The 20,756-nt window shown below is 57.5% G+C and carries 17 protein-coding genes; 4 read left to right on the forward strand and 13 right to left on the reverse strand.

Going from position 1 to position 20,756, the window contains the following annotated elements; translation table 11 throughout:
• Positions 1–19 precede the first annotated feature (19 nt).
• From guaD to FE795_RS10685, 4 genes are all read left to right on the forward strand, one after another.
• Positions 20–1,345: a guanine deaminase gene (guaD, locus tag FE795_RS10670; RefSeq protein ID WP_219234916.1), complete on the forward strand. Its 1,326-nt coding sequence runs from the start codon at positions 20–22 to the stop codon at positions 1,343–1,345.
• 262 nt (positions 1,346–1,607) lie between these two features.
• Complete coding sequence (locus FE795_RS10675) at positions 1,608–2,834, forward strand: methyltransferase family protein (RefSeq protein WP_003799353.1); 1,227 nt, start codon at positions 1,608–1,610, stop codon at positions 2,832–2,834.
• 59 nt (positions 2,835–2,893) lie between these two features.
• Entirely contained in the window at positions 2,894–3,568 is a 675-nt protein-coding gene (locus FE795_RS10680; protein WP_003799351.1) for a response regulator transcription factor, read from the forward strand.
• A gap of 3 nt (positions 3,569–3,571) precedes the next feature.
• The gene (locus tag FE795_RS10685) at positions 3,572–4,876 is read left to right on the forward strand and encodes a sensor histidine kinase (protein WP_219234918.1); all 1,305 of its coding nucleotides are present in this window, start codon (positions 3,572–3,574) and stop codon (positions 4,874–4,876) included.
• A gap of 339 nt (positions 4,877–5,215) precedes the next feature.
• On the opposite strand, the gene rpoD is transcribed toward FE795_RS10685, so the two are convergent.
• From rpoD to bamB, 13 genes are all read right to left on the reverse strand, one after another.
• Positions 5,216–7,438: an RNA polymerase sigma factor RpoD gene (gene rpoD, locus FE795_RS10690; protein WP_039942896.1), complete on the reverse strand. Its 2,223-nt coding sequence runs from the start codon at positions 7,436–7,438 to the stop codon at positions 5,216–5,218.
• A gap of 258 nt (positions 7,439–7,696) precedes the next feature.
• Positions 7,697–9,694, reverse strand: coding sequence for a DNA primase (gene dnaG / locus FE795_RS10695; protein WP_219234920.1), 1,998 nt, complete (start codon positions 9,692–9,694; stop codon positions 7,697–7,699).
• Positions 9,691–9,903: a 30S ribosomal protein S21 gene (gene rpsU / locus FE795_RS10700; protein WP_003799344.1), complete on the reverse strand. Its 213-nt coding sequence runs from the start codon at positions 9,901–9,903 to the stop codon at positions 9,691–9,693. The genes dnaG and rpsU overlap by 4 nt, the downstream gene beginning before the upstream one ends.
• A 122-nt stretch (positions 9,904–10,025) precedes the next feature.
• Positions 10,026–10,571, reverse strand: coding sequence for a phosphoribosyltransferase (locus FE795_RS10705; RefSeq protein ID WP_003799341.1), 546 nt, complete (start codon positions 10,569–10,571; stop codon positions 10,026–10,028).
• A 152-nt stretch (positions 10,572–10,723) separates the two neighbouring features.
• Positions 10,724–12,019: an adenylosuccinate synthase gene (locus tag FE795_RS10710; protein WP_003799340.1), complete on the reverse strand. Its 1,296-nt coding sequence runs from the start codon at positions 12,017–12,019 to the stop codon at positions 10,724–10,726.
• A 74-nt stretch (positions 12,020–12,093) separates the two neighbouring features.
• Entirely contained in the window at positions 12,094–13,251 is a 1,158-nt protein-coding gene (locus FE795_RS10715) for an ATP phosphoribosyltransferase regulatory subunit (RefSeq protein ID WP_059318850.1), read from the reverse strand.
• A gap of 170 nt (positions 13,252–13,421) precedes the next feature.
• On the reverse strand, positions 13,422–14,309 hold the full coding sequence (gene hflC / locus FE795_RS10720) for a protease modulator HflC (protein WP_003799336.1): 888 nt from the start codon (positions 14,307–14,309) through the stop codon (positions 13,422–13,424).
• A gap of 9 nt (positions 14,310–14,318) precedes the next feature.
• Positions 14,319–15,638: an FtsH protease activity modulator HflK gene (gene hflK / locus FE795_RS10725; RefSeq protein WP_003799334.1), complete on the reverse strand. Its 1,320-nt coding sequence runs from the start codon at positions 15,636–15,638 to the stop codon at positions 14,319–14,321.
• Complete coding sequence (gene hflX, locus FE795_RS10730) at positions 15,622–16,710, reverse strand: GTPase HflX (RefSeq protein ID WP_039942895.1); 1,089 nt, start codon at positions 16,708–16,710, stop codon at positions 15,622–15,624. The genes hflK and hflX overlap by 17 nt, the downstream gene beginning before the upstream one ends.
• Before the next feature lie 78 nt (positions 16,711–16,788).
• Complete coding sequence (gene hfq, locus FE795_RS10735; protein ID WP_003799329.1) at positions 16,789–17,025, reverse strand: RNA chaperone Hfq; 237 nt, start codon at positions 17,023–17,025, stop codon at positions 16,789–16,791.
• A gap of 115 nt (positions 17,026–17,140) precedes the next feature.
• Positions 17,141–18,223 (reverse strand): histidinol-phosphate transaminase, encoded by a 1,083-nt coding sequence (gene hisC, locus FE795_RS10740; protein WP_131070664.1) that lies wholly within the window; start codon positions 18,221–18,223, stop codon positions 17,141–17,143.
• A complete protein-coding gene (gene der, locus FE795_RS10745; protein WP_003799325.1) occupies positions 18,223–19,581 on the reverse strand; it encodes a ribosome biogenesis GTPase Der in 1,359 nt (452 codons plus the stop codon). Before der ends, hisC begins: the two co-directional genes overlap by 1 nt.
• Positions 19,578–20,756, reverse strand: a complete 1,179-nt coding sequence (gene bamB, locus FE795_RS10750; protein ID WP_003799320.1) for an outer membrane protein assembly factor BamB — start codon at positions 20,754–20,756, stop codon at positions 19,578–19,580. Before bamB ends, der begins: the two co-directional genes overlap by 4 nt.

Consider the following 20,756-nt stretch of genomic DNA (forward strand, 5'->3'; position numbering starts at 1 on the left):
CCCCGACTTCAAGGACACTATGACTACCTCTTTACACCCTGCCTGCGCCTACCGCGCCCAACTGCTGTACTTTGTAGCGGACCCCACCACGCTGGAAGACCCTGCCGAGGCAGTACGCTACCATAGCGACGGTCTGTTGCTGGTCAATGAACAAGGCCGGATTCAGGCCTGCGGCGACTGGTCCGAGCTGTCGGACACGTTGCCTGCCGGTACGCAAACGCTTGATCTGAGCGGGAAAATCATCATGCCGGGCATGATCGACACACACCTGCACTTTCCACAAACGGATATCATCGCCTCTCCGGCCAGCGGCCTGCTGCCCTGGCTGGAAACCTACACGTTTCCGACAGAAGGCCGTTTCGGTGACAGCGCACATGCTCGCGAAGTGGCCGGCGTTTTTCTGGATGAGCTGCTGCGCAATGGCACGACGACTGCCCTGGTCTACGGCAGTGTCCACCCCCAGTCGGTGGATGCATTTTTCGAGGAAAGCCACGAGCGCAATCTGCGCATGATTGCGGGCAAAGTGATGATGGACCGCAACTGCCCGGATTATTTGCAAGATACGGCCGAGTCCGGCGCGCGCGATTCGGAAGGCCTGATTCAACGCTGGCATGGCAAAGGCCGCCAGCTTTACGCCCTGACCCCCCGTTTTGCGCCCACCTCTAGCCCGGAACAATTAGCAGCCTGTGGCGAGCTGGCCCGTGCTTACCCTGACGTGTTTTTACAAACCCATGTGGCCGAAAATAAAGACGAGATCAAATGGGTGAGTGAGCTCTTTCCCACGAACCGCAGCTACCTGGATGTGTATGACAGCTTTGGCCTGCTACGCCCTCGCGCTATCTACGGTCACAGCATCTGGCTGGATGAACAGGATCGGGCACGCATGCATGATACTGGCAGTGTCGCGGCCCATTGCCCAACCTCGAACCTGTTTCTGGCCTCGGGCCTGTTCGACTTTCAATCCATCCGTCAAAGCAAGGTTCTGCACACGCTAGCCACCGATGTCGGCGGCGGCACCTCGTTCTCCATGCTGCGCACCATGAACGAGGCGCACAAAGTAGCGCGTCTGAACAACTACCACCTGACGGCGACGTCTATGTTTTACATGGCCACCGAAGGCGCCGCCCGCGCCCTGGACATGCAAGGGCAAATCGGGACGCTGGCACCCGGCGCCGAGGCCGACTTTATTGTCCTGGACCCCAAGGCCACCGCCTTGATGGCGCGCCGCAGCGCCTTGCTGAACTCGCTGGAAGAACAGCTATTCGTACTGGCCCTGCTGGGCGATGACCGCTGCATTCAAGCCAGCTACAGCGCCGGTCGCCGGGTACATGAGCGCGATCACTAACACAGACAGGCACGCATGCCCGGGTTCGGTCATCGACCGCTGACCGAACCCGGGAACGCTGCTTCGCTCTCATCAGCCCGCTGGGGCCTGGCGCAATTTCACGCGGATTTTACGCTGCCAACGATACATTGAGCCCGTCAGCAGAGAACCAGTTCCGGTTCCCTCTTATTCTTGGCGAGATTTCTTTATGTCCGGCACCTCTATCCAGGTACAGCGTAACGCTTTGTTTTACCTCTTAACCCAAGTTCTAGGAGTCACTTTCTTGTTTCTCTGGCTGGCCAGCCTGGCTCAGGACTGGTCACCACTCAACCCGTTACTGGCCGTCAGCCGTCAGCCTGGCCATATGGCCCATGAAATGAAAGAGGCGCAAGGCCTGTTGACCGGCTTGATTGCGGCTGCCGGTCTGTCATTTGCCGCCTGGAAACTGTTGCGTTTGCGTGGACAGGACGCCTTGCCGGGCAAGCGCATCATGCTGTTGGGCACCAGTCTGTTTCTGGCGGTTCCCTTGTTGATGCTACTGCTGCAGCGTACGGCTGATCCCTACGGGCTGCACACCATGTACTTGTGGGTGCCCGAGCTCAAACCCCTGCTGGGTGTGGGGGCGGTCGTTGCGGTGGGAGCCGGCCTGCTGCATTTGTACTTTGCAGGCTGGGCCTTGAACCAGTCCCGCCTACGCTGGGGCGGTCTGCTGGCGGGACTAGTGTGTGCATTTTTGCTGGGCCTGCTGGAAGCCGACCAGGAGCGTCTTGACCTACCACAGGTATTTGCCTCGCTGGCCATTGTCTGGTTGCTGGGCAGCCTGGCTTTCTATCCCCTGATTGTGAACCCCAAGCGCTGGTCCGCTTCACATAGCCAACGCGCCACCGTCGAACAGGCGTGGGAACACCTGGCCAGCGTTCAGGTGCAGCGCCGTCGCACCTTGGGGGTGTTTGGCGGTCTTATGGTCCTCATTTTGCCGTTCTTTGCGCCCACCTGGCAGGCCGACTCACTGGTGTTCCAGTTCACACGCATGAGCGGGCTGGGCCTGGTCCTGATTGCCGTACTGGGCCGTTGCTGGTGCATGCTGTATCTGGGCGGACACAAAGGTTCCAGCCTGATCAGCCAGGGCCCCTATTCCATCAGTCGCAACCCCTTATACCTGTTTTCACTATGCGCGGTCATGGGTATGGGTGCCCTGTCGGGCAGCCTGCTACTGGGCCCTGTACTGGCCCTGTTCGTCTACGCCGTATTCAATAATGTGATTGACGAAGAGCAGGTCCTGCTGCAAAAGGTGTTTGGTCAGGCCTATCTGGATTACTGTGAGCGCGTCCCTCGTCTGGCCCCACGCCTGAGTCTGTGGAACAGCCCTGCTGAACTGCAAGTCTCTTTAGGCGGCCTGGCACGAACATTGCGTGATGCGCTACCCTATTTCCTGATCTGGCCCGTTTTCGCGCTGGCCCAATGGCTGCAGATCAATGGCTGGGTACCTGTCTTGCTGCGTCTACCCTGAACAGCCTTAGGTGCAGTAAGCTCACCAAGAACCGGCCTTACTCTGTGGAACAAGCTGTCATGCGTGTCCTGATTGTTGAAAACGATACAACGATTGCCGAAAATCTCTATACCTACCTGGAGTTGAAAGGCTTTGTGGTGGATGCCGCCTACGATGGCAATGGCGCCCTGGCACTGCTGGAGGAACAGGATTTCGATGCCCTGGTGCTGGACCTGGGCTTGCCGGGCCTGGACGGTTTTGGGGTGCTTCAGGCCTTGCGCCAATCCCGGCATAGCCCCATCCCCACTCTGGTTCTGACCGCCCGCAGCCAGTTGGAGAGCAAGTTGACCGCCTTTGACCTGGGCGCAGACGATTACCTGATCAAACCCTTCGCGCTAGCCGAGGTCGAGGCACGCTTGCGGGCCTTGTTGCGACGGGGGCCGCCACAGGTCCAACATGGCTCCCTGCGTTGGGGGAGTCTGGAATACAACCTGGATTCCGCATTGGTCAGCGTGAACGGGCAAGAACTACACCTGAACTTCAAGGCCCGCCAGCTGCTGGAGGCCTTGTTGCGTGATCCGCAGGCCATTTTGACGCGTCGCGCACTGGAAAAAACACTCTGGCCACAGGGTGCCCCTTCGCCTGAAGCATTGCGCAGCCAAATCCATCTTCTGCGACGGGCCCTGTCGGAAGCCGGTGCAGGCACCATCGAAACCTTGCCGGGCATGGGCTGGCGTTTGCAACAGGAGAGTTAAACCATGGCCCAAGCACTGCGCCGTAGCCGCTTCATGAGCACCCTGACTCAGCGCGTATCGTGGGCCCTGACCCTGATTGCTGCTCTGCTCGTCGTCATTATGGGAGGCTTGGCTTATATCGCGTTTGCCCGCATGGAAGACGGGATGGTCAACGCCATGTTGGTCTCTTACGCGCGCAACCCCTCTTTGCTGCCCGACAGTGGCTATGGCCGCAGCGAGGCACTGGGAGCCGAACTGGATACCTACTGGTTTGTACCCGAGCAGCCCAAGGACAATCTGCCCCAGTTCGCTCGCGTGCCCGAACCGGGGCTCTACGAATTTCATATAGGCAGCGACACCTGGCACGTACTGCGGCAGGACAAGGAGCAAGGCCAGCTTTATCTGGTGTACCGGGCCACCCCGCACGAGGACCGGGTGCGGGAGTTCGGCCTGATTCTGTCCCTGATCGGCTCCGCCACGATCCTGTTGGTTTTCCTGCTTGGTCGCCGTGTTGCCCGCCATGCAGTCGCGCCCATGCTGACACTGTCCCGTCATCTGGAAAACTGGGCGCCGGGCCGCTCTGGCCTGCCAGAGCATCAGGATGACGAAGCGGGCCGCCTGATCCGGGCCTTTAACCGTATGCAGGAGCACGTTGAGGAACTGCTTAACCACGAACGAGAGTTTGCCGCCAATCTGGGCCATGAACTGCGGACCGGACTGACCGGCATACGCAGTGATTGCGAGCTCTTGCTGCTGCAACTGCCTGAGGGGCCATCACAGCAACGGTTGAAACGCATGATGGTTCAGGCCGATGCCATTAGCGCCAGTCTGGACGCGGCGGAAAGTCTGGCCTATACGGCCGAACGCCATGTACGCGAGGTCGATATCCGCGAGCTGGCCCAACAAACCTGGCAAGCCGTCGCCTTGCTGGATGCCAACAGCAGCAATGTGCGATGGAGCAACCAGTTGCCCGACACTCTGCTCTACACCCTGGACCCCTACGCCTTGTCCATGTTGTTGCGCATCCTGATGCGCAATGCCATCGATCACGCCGCGCCCTGCAAGCTGCAACTAAGCTGGATTTCGCCCAGCGTACTGGCCTTGCAGGATGACGGCCCCGGGATTGCCGAGCAAGATCGGATTCTTATTTTCGAGCGCCATTTCAGCCAAGGTAAACAGTTGCCGACAGGCACCCGAGAAGAAGGCCACCGAGGAATAGGCCTGGCCTTGGCCCGCCAACTGGCGCTGGCACAGGGCTGGAGCTTAAGCGTGCAAAGCGGACCTGATGGCAAAGGCTGTGTCTTCAAGCTGGACCTGGACCCGGCCTGATCTCCCGAAACAGCCAGACTCTCCCTGCTCTCTGTTGCCCCCATGGCAAGGAGCAATAAAACCATTTAGTCCGTCAAAAAAGAGGCCCTCCCCGCCCCGATCGAAGGCCGCGTCCAAGCCTTGAAAACGCACCTCGTCAGGCTGGGCGGAGCACTAGGAGCACTAGGAGCACTAGGAGCACTAGGAGCACTAGGAGCACTAGGAGCACTAGGAGCACTAGGAGCACTAGGAGCACTAGGAGCACTAGGAGCACTAGGAGCACTAGGAGCACTAGGAGCACAAAAAACCCGGTCTTCGCAGACCGGGTTTTTTTAAGCTCTATACAGACTTGCTCACAACTTACTGGCTTTCCAGGAAGCTCTTCAGTTTGTCTGCACGACTAGGATGACGCAGCTTGCGCAAGGCCTTGGCCTCTATTTGACGAATACGCTCGCGCGTAACGTCAAACTGCTTGCCCACCTCTTCCAGCGTCTGGTCGGTGCTCATCTCAATACCGAAACGCATGCGCAGCACCTTGGCTTCGCGGGGCGTCAAGGAATCCAGGACGTCTTTGACCACATCGCGCATCGAACCGTGCAAGGCGGAATCCGACGGCGAAACGGTGTTGTTGTCCTCAATGAAGTCGCCCAAATGAGAATCGTCGTCGTCACCGATCGGCGTTTCCATGGAGATAGGCTCTTTGGCGATCTTCAAAATCTTGCGAACCTTGTCTTCAGGCATGTCCATCTTCTGGGCCAAGGTTGCCGGATCAGGCTCAACGCCGGTTTCCTGCAGGATCTGACGATTGATACGGTTCATCTTGTTGATCGTCTCGATCATGTGAACCGGAATACGAATCGTACGGGCCTGGTCGGCAATCGAACGCGTAATGGCCTGACGAATCCACCACGTTGCATACGTGGAGAATTTGTAGCCACGACGGTACTCGAACTTGTCCACTGCCTTCATCAAACCGATATTGCCTTCCTGAATCAGATCCAGGAACTGCAGGCCACGGTTGGTGTACTTCTTGGCAATGGAGATCACCAGACGCAGGTTGGCCTCGGTCATTTCGCGCTTGGCTTTGCGTGCCTTGGCTTCGCCCGTGGTCATGCGCTTGTTGACCTCTTTCAGATCCTTCAGCGGCAACACAACACTGGTTTGCAGGTCGATCAGCTTTTGCTGGATTTCCTGAATCGCAGGGATGTGACGTTCCAGAATGGCGCTGTAGGGATGGCCGGCAGCCACTTCCTGCACCACCCAGTCCAGATTGGTTTCGTTGCCGGGGAACGCCTTGATGAAGTGGGCGCGTGGCATGTCCGCCCGATCCACACAGATGGTCAGGATTTCACGCTCATGCTGACGCACGATCGCAACCTGTTCACGCATGGTATCGGCCAGCTTCTCCACCATTTTGGCAGTAAAGCGAATGCCCATGAATTCGTTCAGAATGGTTTCCTGAGCCTGCACATAGCCCGGGCTCTTGTAGCCTTCGGTCTCAAAAGAGACGCGCATCTTGTCAAACCACTCGCCGATGATGTCGAACTTCTTGAGCGACTTGTTGCGCAGATATTCAATCTGCTTGCTGCTCATGCCGCCGGCTGGACCTTCGTCCTCGTCGTCGGCAGTGACACCGGAGCCGGCGTACTCTTCGCCATCATCATCCACCAGACCGTCAACCACTTCGTCGATCTGCATGACGCCTTCACGTACACGCTGAACGTAGGCCAGAATTTCGTTAACGGTGGTAGGACAAGCGGCAATAGCCATCACCATGTGCTTCAGGCCGTCTTCGATACGCTTGGCGATTTCAATCTCGCCCTCGCGCGTCAGCAGCTCCACCGACCCCATCTCGCGCATGTACATGCGCACCGGGTCTGTGGTGCGACCGAAGTCGGAATCCACAGTGGTCAGTGCAGCTTCGGCTTCGTCCTCGACATCATCGTCGCTGGATGCCATGGGCGCGTTATCGCTCATGAGCAAGGTATCCGCGTCGGGAGCCTGGTCGTAAACCGAAATACCCATGTCACTGAAGGTGCCGATAATGCCGTCAATGGCTTCGACATCCACCAGATCGTCGGGCAGGTGGTCATTGATCTCGCTGTAAGTCAGGTAACCCCGGTCCTTGCCCAGCTTGATCAGTGCCTTGAGGCGATTGCGACGCGCTTCCTGTTCTTCCGGGCTCAACTGGCCGCGCACACCGAACACGTCTTTTTCGGCCTTGGCGCGCTTGGCTCCACGCTTGGCAACCGGTTTGAGATCAGGAATGACCTCTTCTTCGCCCATTTCGTCGTCATCGACAAAATCGATGCCGTCGTTATTTGCGTTTTTTGCAGGACGTCCACGGCGACCGCCGGTAGCGGCCTTGACCGCTGTTTTCTTGGCAACCGCTTTTTTGGCTACCGTCTTTTTAGCAGCCGCCTTTTTAGCTGCCTTTTTGGCAGGCGCTGCGCCTGGCTCTCCACTTTCGTGAAGCTCATCGAGCTCTACCGAGCTTGATGCCCCTGATTTTGCTGTCGCGGCCAAGGTTTTCTTAGCAGACCGAGAGACCGTCGTCGAGGTTTTACCAGTCGTTTGAGTCATATTTTCTTCCATAGACGCCATTTACCCCTGTGGCACTAAATGTGTAGCCACCGAGTCGTACAGGCAAGAGCCTGATAATGAGCGTGTTCACAACCGGCTTGCTCCTGGACGTGCTGCGCTAGCGAACCCTAAATAAATGTAATCCCTGGCTCCGGGCTCAAGGCATAAGGTGGTTCACAATCCGCTACCCGCCACATTTGCTCGCGTACCAGTTTTAACCCCCTGGCCGGCCACAAACACAACACATAACCCAATATTTTACTTCACTTGCCGAGTATAAGCAGCATTCAACAAAGCAATACGGCGTGTCAATTCTTGATAACGCTGACGCTGTTCAGGCTCTTTCAGGCCTGTGGCCACCAAAGCCGATTGCTCTGCCTTGATCGCATCGAGTTCAATGCGATAGAGCGCATCACGCCATTCGCCTTGCGGGTCGGGCAATTCCTCTTCGCCCAACAGCTCGGTGGCCAGCGCTTCCAGCACGGGTGCCAGATCAGACTCGGGGTCCACCGCCTCCAGCAACGCACCTGCATGACGCGCCGAGCTGATATTGCTTAACGCAATCAACTCCTGCACAAGACGCAAATGGGGGCTTTGAGCCAAAATTTCAAGCTGTTGATCACCCAGTTCACCCACCAGAGTAGGATGTCCGATCAGCAAGCGCAGCAATCGCTTGGCCATCGGAGTCACCGCACGGCTACCGCCCAGCGGAGCGCGATCCGGGCGTGGGCGAGCATTTCTGTCCTTGCCTCGCGCTGGAGCAGGACGCTGCTGATAATCCGGCTGGGGTTGCCAGTCGGCATCATCGTGCCAGCCATCCATGGGCAGGCTGTCAGCAAACGAACCGTCAAAACCATCCTCAAACGGTTCCATCCCGTCCGGTGCGGACTGCGCAGGTACAGGCGGCCGGGCCACCAGACCGTCCTGGGCTGCCGGTGCATCAAGCGCCGGTCGGCGCACCGGCTCTACCGTACTGAGACGCTGCGCCAGCTCGTCCGGGGTCAGCATCACCATGCGGGCGAACTCATGCTGAATCTGCACCTTCAAGGTGCTGTCAGCCAGCTCCAGCAACAAAGGCAAGGCTTCGTGGACGCAAGCAGCGCGGCCTTCTGCCTCGTCCATGCGATGATGGGCCGCCAGCTCATCCAGGAAAAAGCGCGATAAAGCGGCGGCTTGCTGGGCTTGTTCGCGAAACGCCTCCGCGCCAAATTCACGAACAAAGGAATCGGGGTCGTGATTATCCGCCAGAAACATGAATCGGATCGAGACATCATCACGAACCAGAGGCAGACAGGTAGTTAAGGCACGCCAGGCGGCCTTGCGACCCGCACGGTCGCCGTCAAAGCAAAACACCAGTCTGTCACTGGCGCGCATCAGCTTGGTGATGTGATGTTCCGTGGTTGCCGTACCCAAGGTCGCGACGGCATTGTGCAGGCCGTGCTGCGACAAGGCAACCACGTCCATATACCCTTCCACAATCAGAACAAAGCCTTCTTTGCGTATGCCCTGGCGCCCTTCCCACAGGCCATACAGTTCGTGGCCTTTGGAGAACAGCGTGGTTTCCGGAGAATTAAGGTATTTAGGTTCGCCTTTTTCAATCAGACGGCCACCAAAGCCAATGATATGGCCCTTGGTGCTGCGAATCGGAAACATGATGCGCGAACGAAAGCGGTCATAGCGACGACCATCCTCGGACTCGATCACCATACCGGACTCAACCAGTTGCTTGTCTTCGTACTGTGGAAACACAGCCGACAGCCCACGTCGCTCGGTACCGGTCCAGCCCAGGCCGAAACGGGCAGCCGTCTCCCCATCCAGGCCACGACGCTTCAGATAATCGATGGCAATGGGTGACTGTTTCAGTTGACGGAGGTAATGCCCCTGTGCCGTTTCAAGAATATGATGCTGGCGCGATAGTTCGTCTTTTCGACGGGCATCGGCCGCTCGTTGGCGCGGGGTACGATCTGCTTCGGGCACGGTCATCCCGACGGAGGCAGCCAAACTGCGTACCGCTTCAGGGAATGAAGCCCCTGTGTGTTCCATCAGGAACGAGATTGCCGATCCGTGAGCGCCGCAACCAAAGCAATGATAAAACTGCTTGGTCGGACTGACTGTAAATGAAGGGGATTTTTCGTTGTGAAAAGGGCATAGGCCAAGCAAGTTGGCCCCGCCTTTACGCAACTGCACGTACCGCCCGACGACATCTACGACATCGACACGGGCGAGCAGTTCCTGAACAAAAGATTCAGGGATCAATACAAGCGTGGGGGCAGTTGCTGGCTGCGGATGCGTTTGTAATGACGCTTCACGGCGGCAGCGTGCTTGCGCTTGCGCTCGGCCGTTGGCTTTTCGTAGAATTCGCGCGAACGCAGTTCGGTCAACAGACCGGTTTTTTCAATAGTGCGTTTGAAGCGGCGCAGAGCAACTTCAAAGGGTTCGTTTTCTTTCAGGCGAACAATGGACATGTAATCCCTGACCTTTGTAAAAAGAGTTAGCGTAACAGATAGCCCATTATGGTAGCACGATTGCAGGCATACACCAAGCAAGGCGCAAATGGGCTATCCACCAAGTATCTGAATGCCAGCGATCAAGCCTGGCCAGTACCCTTGCGAATCCAAGCGTCCAGCTGATGAGGGCGAATGCTATCGTAGTCCTCAAAAGGCTGATGAATCCAGGGATTTGTGGGCAACTTGGACACGTAATAGTCCGGGTCGACCTGGGCGTGGCCTTTCCACCACAAAACGGCGGTTTTCAACTCGGTGATCGCCGGAAATTGTGCACGCAAGTGATCGCGCACACGCATAAAAGTCTTGCCTGTATCGACCATATCATCGACCAGCAGCACATTGCCATCCAAGGTGCCACGAGTAATGGTGATGTATTGCGCAATATCCAGTTCGCCCTGCTCAGTGCCCGCCGCTTCACGATAGCTGCTGGTTGCCAGGATACCCAAAGGTACATCATAGATACGCGAAATAACGTCCCCCACCCTCATACCACCGCGGGCCAGGCAGACAATTTTGTCGAATTTCCAACCTGATTCGTGAATGATCAGGGCCAATTGCTCAATCAGACGATTGTATTGTTCCCAGGAGACCCATTCATCAGTATCGCTATTTGGGGGCAGACTCATATGTATTCCAGATTAAATGCACTTACTGCGCGTTGATACCTGCAAAACAAGAGTCTGGTAGGCCGCGCAGCGTCCAGAACGACAAAGCGGCCTTTTAGGCCGCTTTGTACGCACCGTACAACGGTGCAAGGCATTATAACGCGATAAATTGCTTATTTGGTAAACGGATCGCGCAATACGATGGTTTCGTTGCGATCTGGCCCCGTGGAAACCATATCGATCGGCACATCACACAGCTCGGCAATGCGTTCCAGATAGCGACGTGCATTGATAGGCAGCTTGTCGTAATCGGTCACGCCTACGGTGGACTCGGTCCAGCCGGGCATTTCTTCCAGAACCGGCTCGGCTTCGGCCACTGCATGTGCGCCGTAGGGCAAGACGTCCAGGAACTCACCTTTGTAGCGGTAACCCACACCAATCTTGATCTGCTCCACGCCGTCCAGCACGTCCAGTTTGGTGATGCACAGACCGGAAATACCGTTGATCATTACCGAGCGTTTCATGGCGGCGGCATCAAACCAGCCGCAACGACGTGGACGACCGGTAACCGAACCAAACTCCTTGCCAACCGTTGCCAGACGCATGCCAGTGTCATCCAGCAATTCCGTCGGGAATGGGCCCGAACCCACGCGCGTGGTGTAGGACTTGGCAATACCCAGCACATAGCTCAGTTCCTGGGGGCCGACGCCCGAACCGGCAGAGGCCGCACCGGACAGGCAGTTGCTGCTGGTAACGAAGGGGTAAGTACCGTGGTCAATATCCAACAGTGCGCCTTGAGCGCCTTCAAACAACAGCTTCTGCCCGGCCTTCTTGGCCTGATACAGATTGTTGGAGACGTCCGCCACCATCGGAGCGAGCTGCTCGGCATGCTTCATGGCCTGATCACGCACCAGCTCAGCCGATACCGCTTCCGCGCCCAGATACTGAGTCAGCACAAAGTTGTGGTAATCCAGCGCTTCGGACAGTTTTTCGTCAAAAATCTCAGGATCATACAAATCCTGCACACGCAGAGCGCGACGGGCCACCTTGTCTTCATAGGCTGGGCCAATACCACGACCGGTTGTACCGATCTTGCCGTCACCCTTACGCTTTTCGCGCGCCTGATCCACAGCAATGTGATAGGGCAAAATCAGCGGGCAGGCAGGCGAGATCTGCAGGCGCGAACGCACATCCAGACCGGCTGCTTCCAGCTCGGCGATCTCGGTCAACAGGGCTTCGGGCGAGAGCACCACGCCATTGCCAATGTAGCAAGTGACGTGCCCGTGCATGATGCCCGAAGGAATCAAGCGCAAAATCGTCTTTTTGCCATTAATCCACAATGTATGGCCAGCGTTATGCCCACCCTGGAAACGAACCACGCCATGCGCGGACTCGGCCAGCCAGTCGACGATCTTGCCTTTGCCTTCGTCACCCCACTGGGTGCCAATCACCACAAGGTTTTTGCTCATGTCTAGTATCAGAATAAAGGAGGCCGGCACGGTGCCGGACCGATAACAATCACCAACGCCACAAGCCGTCTGGCTTACAGCGCCCTAACCTGCCACTGACCGTCCGACGAGAACAACTCGCGGTCGATCACGAATTCATCCAGACTCAGTTGCTGACCGGGCAGCATCTGAATCACAATTTCACCGCGTTGACGCAACTGCTTTACCGCCGCAATCAGGGCGGCATCGCTCCCCCAGGGAGCGCGTACGGCACGGGCCGCCTGGGCCGGCGCCAGCCCGGCCGAGAGTTTGCGTAAATCCAGGCTGAAGCCGGTTGCGGGACGGGCACGACCATACATGCGCCCAATACCGTCAAAGCGTCCGCCCTTAACCAAAGCGTCATGCCAACCTTCGGCATAGACCGAGAAAATCAAACCCGAATGGTAGGCATACCCACTGCCAATATCGGCCAGGTCCACCGTAATCTCGTGGTCGGGCAAAGCATCAATAAAGCTGCGCAGGCTGCCCAAGGCTTCCCGCACCTCGGGCTCATCGGGCAAGACACTGCGAGCGCGCTCCAGCACGGTGCCATCGCCATACAAGGAGGTCAAGGCCAGCAGATAGCGGGTCGTTTCAGGCAGACAGCCCGAATCCCGACCCAGGGCCCGCAAGCCAGAAACATCTTTGGCATTGAGCAGTTCACACACTTCCGCCACGCGGCTTTTCAAAATAGGATCGCGCTCGATCAGAAAGCGCCCCAGATCGGGGTAATTCAAGTCCAGGCGAGGATGATGAACCCCTGCCCGGCCCACACTTTCCAAGGCCAACTGCACCACTTCCAGGTCAGACTCAATACCGGCATGGCCAAAAATTTCCGCGCCAATCTGCAGCAACTCACGATCCGACAGCAAGCCCGCCGGACGCGCATGCAAGACCGAGCCGCAGTAGCAAAGCCGGGTCACGCCCTCGCGGTTGAGCAGGTGGGCATCGATGCGGGCCACCTGAGGCGTCATGTCGGCACGCACCCCCATGGTACGACCCGAGATTTGGTCGACGACTTTGCTGGTACGCAGATTCAGATCTGTGCCAGATACCGCTTGCAGGGATTCCAGATACTCCACCAAGGGCGGAGCGACCAGTTCGAACCCGTAAGTACGATACAAGTCTAGCAAATCGCGGCGCAGTTCCTCGATGCGACGCGCCTCTGCAGGCAAGATATCAGCCAGGCTCTCTGGCAACAACCAATTGGACATACTCGTGCCTCGGACTACTTATAAACGAAAGTTCCAGCCAAACAAAAAGCGACTTGGGGCCTGTAAGCCGCCTAAGTCGCATGCGAAGTGGTGTTAGTAACTTACACGCTAGTATAAACGATCAGGGCCGCGGGTGGAACACCCCGCGGCCCTGAGTTCTATAGCGCTGATCAGTTCGCAGGTGCTGCGGCTGACCCTTGCTTGCCCCAATACTTGAAGAAATCAGAATCGGGACTGATGACCAATGTATCGCTTTGCTGGCTGAAGGCACTGCGATAGGCTTCCAGACTGCGATAGAAGCGGTAGAACTCGGGGTTCTTGCCATACGTCTCGGAGTAAATGGCAGCTGCTTCACCATCACCTTGACCACGGACGGCCTGGGCCTTGGCGTAGGCATCGGCCAGCAGCTCTTCACGCTGACGGTCTGCCTCGGCACGAATACGCTCACCTTCCGCAGCACCGGTCGCACGCAGACGATTGGCTTCCTGGGTCCGTTCCGCTTCCATACGGCGGTACACAGATTCCGAAATCTCGGGAGCGAAATCAATACGACGCAAACGCACGTCCACCACTTCCACGCCCAAAGGACGTGCGCGGGCCTCAACAGACGTCAACACTTCGCGCATGATGGCATCACGCTCGGTGGAGACCACCTCTTTCACGGTACGCACGTTCACCGCAGCGTTCAGCGCATCACGAATCTGCGCCTGCAAGCGCTCGACCGCACCACGATCGGTTGCGCCAAAGGTCACGTAAAACAGACGCGGATCGGAAATACGCCATTTAACGTAAGAGTCGATCAGCAGGTTCTTCTTTTCAGAAGTCTGAATACGCTCGGGGTCCTTGGTTTCAATGGTCTGCAGACGCTTGTCCAGGAACACCACGTTTTCAAACGGCGGTGGCAACTTGAAATACAGGCCGGGGCTTGTAATGGTGGTGCGCACTTCACCCAAGGCAAAAACCAGGGCCGCATCGCGCTCACGCACGATAAAGACCGAAGACAGCAGCAGACCGACAATTACCGCCAAGGCCACCAGAGCAGGAAATAAACGTTGCATCAAGCTCTCCTAGCGTGCGTATGGGGAATAAGGACTGACCAAAGAGCCCAGCGAGGTATCCAGACTGGCTGGATTGGCGGGTGCTGGCGCCTTGGAAGCCGCGGCCGGGGCGGCCGGGCGGGAGGTCTGTCCTTGCGAAGCAGCCGACGCAACGGGAGCGGAAGGCTCCATATCAGTACGACTGCCCACCTGACGCACAATCTTGTCCAAAGGCAGATAGATCATGTTGTTATCGCTACGGGTATCAACCAATACCTTGCTGGTACGCTCCAGAATTTCCTGGATCGTGGACAGGTACAGACGATCGCGGGTCACACCCGGCGCCTTCACGTATTCAGCCTCAACACTGCCGAAACGAGCGGTATCACCCTTGGCATCGCCGATCACCCGAGCCTTGTAGCCCTCGGATTCCTGCATCATGCGTGCCACTTGACCAGCCGCTTCCGGCAGGACCTTGTTGGCATAAGCCTGACCTTCATTGATCTGACGCTCGCGGTCTTGACCAGCCTTGACGGCATCGTCAAAAGCGGCCTGAACCTGCTCGGGCGGCTGCACGTTCTGAATGGCAACCGTGCTGATCTGAATGCCGGTGCGGTAGCGATCCAGAATGGACTGGGCCAACTGCTGCACATCCGAGGCAATCTGGGTACGGCCGGAATACAGCACCGAGTCCATGGGCTGCTTGCCCACGACTTCACGCATGGCGGTTTCTGCCGCCTGACGCACCGACTCATCCGGGTTGTTGGTATTGAACAGATAATCGGGCGCGCCGTTGGGCAGCAGTCGATACTGAACCACGTACTGCATGTCGACGATGTTCTCGTCGGTCGTGAGCATCAGTGACTCAGGCAGGACTTTATTGCGGGAGCTGCCACGGTAGCCCACCTCAAAGGTGCGCAACTGGGAAATATTAACGATCTGGTAATCTTCGATCGGCGCGGGCCAGCGCCATTGCAAACCGGGATTCAAGGTTTTCGTATACGCGCCAAAACGCGTCACTACGGCCACCTGCCCTTCCTGCACGATGGTAAAGCCACTGGCCAACCACAGGCCAACTGCCACCACACCGCCGATGACGAACAGCTTGGGGGAGCCCTTGGGAAGGGACGGGCCAGTGCCACTACCGGGCGGCGTGCCGCCGGGAGGGGAGCGACGTCCCTTTTTGCCAAATAAAGATCCCAGGCGACTGTTGAAGTCACGCCACACCTCGTCGAGGTCAGGCGGGCCATCTTGTTTCTCGGGGCGGCGAGGTGGCTCGGAACCGTTTTTGCCACTGTCTCGTCCCCAACCGGGATCATTGAGATTGAATATTTTATTGTTCAGACGCATTGTTTTCCGCGAAATGACCTGATTCGACGATTGCCGTACGCAACCCATCCAATCCGATGCGCTCTAAAGCGCTAACAAAGACTCGGGCAATAGTACCATGTTCGTCCCGCTCTACCCGTGGCTCGTAGCCGGCCTGGTCAATTTTGTTGTAGACCAGAATGCGCGGTATTTCATGGGCCCCGATGTCTTCCAGAACCTTATGAACTTCAGCGATTTGTTCATCGCGTTGCGGGTTGGCCGCATCAACCACATGCAGCAGCAAATCCGCGTGGACAGTCTCTTCCAGCGTGGCCCGGAAGGCCGCAATCAAGGTCGGTGGCAGATCACGGATGAAACCTACCGTATCCGAAATCACAACCTGCCCGGCCCCTTCAATCCAGATACGACGTGTGGTGGTATCGAGCGTGGCAAACAATTGATCCGCCGCGTACGCATCCGCCCGGGTCAAGGCATTGAACAGTGTGGATTTGCCTGTATTGGTATAGCCCACCAGCGAAACTGACAAGGTGCCGCTACGGGTGCGGGCACGACGCTGCGTGCTGCGTTGACGCTGCACCTTGGCCAGACGCTCGCGCAAGGTACGAACCTTGTCGCCAATCATGCGACGGTCCATTTCCAGCTGCGATTCGCCCGGACCCCGCATCCCGATCCCGCCTTTCTGACGCTCCAGGTGAGTCCACATGCGCGTCAGCCGAGAAGTCAGATGCTGCAACTGGGCCAGCTCGACCTGCAATTTCCCTTCGTGACTTTGCGCCCGCAAGGCAAAAATATCCAGAATCAGGGCGACCCGGTCGACCACGCGCAACTCCAGCTTGCGCTCCAGGTTGCGCTGCTGGGCCGGACTGAGGGCATGATCGAACAAGACGACTTCGGCTCCCGTGGCCTTGGCCAGCGCGACGGCCTCTTCCAGCTTGCCGGTTCCGATGTAATAGGCCGGATCCGGACGGGAACGACGTACCACCAGCAGCTCGGCGATCTGGGCACCGGCACCTTCTGCCAACATCAAAAACTCTTCAGCATGGGCTTTGTAATCCAGCTCGCCCATGTCCACACTAATGACCAGTGCCTTCAACGCTTGCTCCAGAAACAAAGACCCGCCCGCGGGCTCCGCGAGACGGGTCTTTCAGAGTACAACGAACTGGGCGAGGACTTATTCAGCCTGCTCATCCGCAGCCAAAGTGACGGGGCGTGCAGGAACGACGGTAGAGATCGCGTGCTTATACACCATTTGAGTGACTGTATTGCGCAGCAGTACGACATACTGATCGAAGGACTCGATCTGACCTTGCAGCTTGATGCCGTTGACCAGGTAGATCGACACAGGGATATGCTCCTTGCGCAGCGCGTTCAAAAACGGGTCTTGTAGAATTTGCCCTTTATTGCTCATTGGTGAGGCTCCGGTTATGTTGTTTTTCCAGAAATGGAAGCGAATCCCACTACTTTACCGGGTTTTCCCTGAATCCGCACGTTCCAGACTGGAGTTTTTTATCTATAGGTGTATATCAGGCGCTCTGCCCGAGAATCTGCCGCAAACTGTTGCACAGTCGGGCACATTGTTCGGGCGATCCTACCGTAATACGTAAATACTGCTCAATGCGTGGCTGACGGAAATAGCGAACCAGAATTCCATGCTCACGCAAGGCCTGCTGAATACCAGCAGCTGAATGCTTAGGGTGCGTAGCCATCAAAAAGTTCGCTTTGGAGGGCAAAACCTCAAAACCGAGCTGCTGCAGGTCGGCGCGCAACTGTTCACGGGCATCAATGACTGCCTGACACTGGCGTTCAAAATACGCCGTATCCTTCAGGGAAGCCACGGCACCCACTTGAGCGATGGTGTCCATGGGGTAGGAGTTGAAACTGTCTTTCACACGCTCCAGGGCTTGAATGATGTCCGCGCTGGCCAAGGCGTAACCCACGCGCAGACCGGCCAGCGCCCGCGACTTGGACATGGTCTGGATGACCACCAGATTGTCGTATTTTTCCAGCAGACCAACCGAGGACGTACCGCCAAAGTCCACATAAGCCTCATCCACCACTACCGTCGTGTCAGGGTTAGCGGAAAGAATCGCTTCAATGTCTTCCAGCGACAAAGGAATCCCGGTCGGCGCATTCGGATTGGCAAAAATAATGCCGGCGGGCGGCAGGCTGCGCTTGCGCACATAATCCTGCACATTCAGCGTGAAATCCTCGCGCAGCGGCACGATGTCAGCCGGCACGCCAAAGTACGAACAATACGTGGTGTAAAAGCTGTAGGTGATGTCCGGCAACAGGACCGGACGCACGCCGCGCAGGAACAAGGCGCTGAACACATGGGCCAGCACTTCGTCCGAGCCGTTGCCCAGGAAAACGTTATTGGCGTTGACGCCGTGATTGTGAGCCACCGCGTCACGCAGCTCCTGGGCGCTGTAGGACGGGTAAAGACGCAAATTATCGGTCGCCGCCTGACGAATCGCTTCCAGCGCTTTGGGCGACGGACCGTAAGGATGCTCGTTTGTGTTCAGCTTCAAGAGGTTATCCAGCTTGACCTGCTCACCCGGAACATAGGGAGAAAGTCCAGCGACATGATCACTCCACAAACGGCTCATTACGCATCCTTCAAATAAGGGTTCTTAGATGATTTGAATTCGATTCGCAAAGGGGTGCCTTCCAGCTTGAAGGCCTCGCGAAAACGGCTTTCCAGATAGCGGCGATAACTGTCCGAAATTGCGTCCAGGGCGTTGCCGTGAATCACCACGATCGGAGGGTTCATGCCCCCTTGGTGAGCATACCGCAACTTGGGACGGAAAATGCCTTTACGCGGCGGCTGTTGCTGTTCCACCGCTTCTTGCATCACACGGGTGAGCTTGGGTGTAGACAATTTCGAGAAAGCGGCGGCATGGGCCTCATTAACCGATTTGAGCAAGGGATTGATGCCCTGCCCTTTCAACGCCGACAAGGTGTGCATCTTGGCAAAGTTCAAAAAGCGCAGCTTGCGATCGAACTCGCGCTTGATCCACTCGCGCTGATACTCGTCCAGCCCGTCCCACTTGTTGATGCCCACCACCAGCGCACGCCCGGTTTCCACAACGAAGCCGGCAATACTGGCGTCCTGGTCGGAAATTTCCGTATGTGCGTCAATCATCAGCAAGACTACGTTGCAGGCCTCAATTGCCTGCAAGGTCTTGATCACCGAAAACTTTTCCACCGCCTCGAACACCTTGCCGCGCTTGCGCAGTCCGGCCGTGTCGATCAGGGTGTACTCCACCCCGTTGCGTTCGAACTCGATTTCGATGGCATCGCGAGTCGTTCCGGGCTGGTCAAAGGCAATCACACGCTCTTCACCGACCAGGGTATTGATCAGGGTGGATTTGCCCACATTGGGTCGGCCCACAATCGCCAGTTTGATACGGTGCTGGAATTGCTCGTCGTCCTGCCCATCCTGATCAGGCTCAGGACTGGGTACCTGCTCCAGGGCCAGATTGATCAGCTCTTCCACCCCGTCGCCGTGAGAGGCCGAAATCAGGTAAGGCTGGCCCAGGCCCAGCTCGTGAAACTCGACACCGCCAGCCTCATAGCGCATGCCCTCGGCCTTATTGACAGCCAGCAGCACTTTCTGACCCAGCTTGCGCAGTAACTGCGCAATTTCCAGGTCCAGCGCATTGACGCCCTCGCGGGCATCGACCAGGAAGACAACGACGTCGGCTTCGGCAATGGCTTGCTGGGTCTGGCGAGCCATCTCCAGCAGCATGCCGGTTTTAGCCACCGGCTCGAAACCGCCCGTATCGACCACGATATAGGGACGGCTGCCAACCCGGCCTTCGCCGTAATGACGGTCGCGAGTCAGGCCAGGGAAGTTGGCCACCAGCGCCGCGCGCGAACGCGTCAGGCGATTGAACAAAGTGGACTTGCCAACGTTGGCTCGACCGACCAAAGCCACAACGGGCTTAAAAGAAACGCTTTTCAATTGATTCCAACCAAGACCAAATTACCATTGCCCGTCTGGACCAGAACCCCACGCGGGGTTCCGACCAAAGGCGACACAATGGCACCACCGCCGACACTGACCCGGCCCAGCAAGGTGCCGTCCAGTCGCGATAGAAAGTGAACATAGCCTTCCTTGTCACCGGCGGCAAGCGCCTGGGGCAAGACGGCCAAAGGAGCCAGACCACGGTTTCGCAATGCCTTTTGCGTCCAGATGGTTTGCCCGTCTGTCAGGGCAAACGCGTCAATCTGATCGCGGCTATTGGCGGCATACAACATCTGATTGTCCGCTGCGATACCGGTACCGGCCGAAAATTCCCTGTCCCACACCAGGCGACCGCCCTGGGACACGTCAAAGCACGCCACCCGACCCTGATAGGTTGCGCCACACAGCAAAGGATCGACCACTTGCGGAGCGCCCACAACGTCGTTAATGCGTTCCAGGTCGGTGGCGCCGCGGGACACGGAAATGCTGCCCTCCCAGACCAGACGACCTTGAGCCGCGTCAATCGCCATCAAGCGACCATTGGGCATGCCGGCCAACAACAGGCCATCAATAATGCGCATTTGCATGCTGGTCTTCAACGACAGTGCCGGCCCTGGACGCTGCAGACTCCAGCGCAGATCGCCTGTGCTGGCATCAAAGGCTTGCAAACGATAATCGCTGGTACGCACCACCACCACGCCGGCCCCGACGGCAGGCGGCACATTCACAGCACTGCTGCTACGGCTGCGCCACAATTCCTTGCCCGAGTCGTCAAATGCAATGACATTACCGTCTACCGAGGCAACTGCCGTCACCACTCCATCCGAGCCAGCACCGGCGGTCAACTTCTTGCCCGCATTGGCCGACCATTGCACACGCCCCGTGTCCAGATCCACTTTACTGACCTGACCGGAGACGGTCGCCGCGTAAACCGAGGAGCCGGCCACCTGTGGCGCAAAGCCCGAATCCGCACCGCTGCCAATCGAGGTGCTCCAGCTGATCTTGGCCGCCACACCCGGGGTGTACTCTGTCAGGGGAGCCGGCTCAAAGCGCGGGTCCTTGCTGGAGAACATGGAGCAGCCAGCCAATGCGGTCAGACTGAGTGCCAAGGCACTGAGACGCAAGGCACGCATGGCAGAAGACGAGGATTTACGAATAGTAGGAAGAGACAT

It is taken from the genome of Alcaligenes ammonioxydans (assembly GCF_019343455.1).
Lineage (GTDB): Bacteria > Pseudomonadota > Gammaproteobacteria > Burkholderiales > Burkholderiaceae_B > Alcaligenes > Alcaligenes ammonioxydans.

Bases quoted from the DNA above. Each gene is read 5' to 3' on its own strand.
- bamB (WP_003799320.1), bottom strand. From the start codon at position 20,756: ATGTCTCTTCCTACTATTCGTAAATCCTCGTCTTCTGCCATGCGTGCC.
- FE795_RS10680 (WP_003799351.1), top strand. From the start codon at position 2,894: ATGCGTGTCCTGATTGTTGAAAACGATACAACGATTGCCGAAAATCTC.
- FE795_RS10715 (WP_059318850.1), bottom strand. From the start codon at position 13,251: ATGTCCAATTGGTTGTTGCCAGAGAGCCTGGCTGATATCTTGCCTGCA.
- guaD (WP_219234916.1), top strand. From the start codon at position 20: ATGACTACCTCTTTACACCCTGCCTGCGCCTACCGCGCCCAACTGCTG.
- FE795_RS10705 (WP_003799341.1), bottom strand. From the start codon at position 10,571: ATGAGTCTGCCCCCAAATAGCGATACTGATGAATGGGTCTCCTGGGAA.
- rpsU (WP_003799344.1), bottom strand. From the start codon at position 9,903: ATGTCCATTGTTCGCCTGAAAGAAAACGAACCCTTTGAAGTTGCTCTG.
- hisC (WP_131070664.1), bottom strand. From the start codon at position 18,223: ATGAGCCGTTTGTGGAGTGATCATGTCGCTGGACTTTCTCCCTATGTT.
- FE795_RS10710 (WP_003799340.1), bottom strand. From the start codon at position 12,019: ATGAGCAAAAACCTTGTGGTGATTGGCACCCAGTGGGGTGACGAAGGC.
- FE795_RS10685 (WP_219234918.1), top strand. From the start codon at position 3,572: ATGGCCCAAGCACTGCGCCGTAGCCGCTTCATGAGCACCCTGACTCAG.
- hflK (WP_003799334.1), bottom strand. From the start codon at position 15,638: ATGCGTCTGAACAATAAAATATTCAATCTCAATGATCCCGGTTGGGGA.
- rpoD (WP_039942896.1), bottom strand. From the start codon at position 7,438: ATGACTCAAACGACTGGTAAAACCTCGACGACGGTCTCTCGGTCTGCT.
- hflC (WP_003799336.1), bottom strand. From the start codon at position 14,309: ATGCAACGTTTATTTCCTGCTCTGGTGGCCTTGGCGGTAATTGTCGGT.
- hfq (WP_003799329.1), bottom strand. From the start codon at position 17,025: ATGAGCAATAAAGGGCAAATTCTACAAGACCCGTTTTTGAACGCGCTG.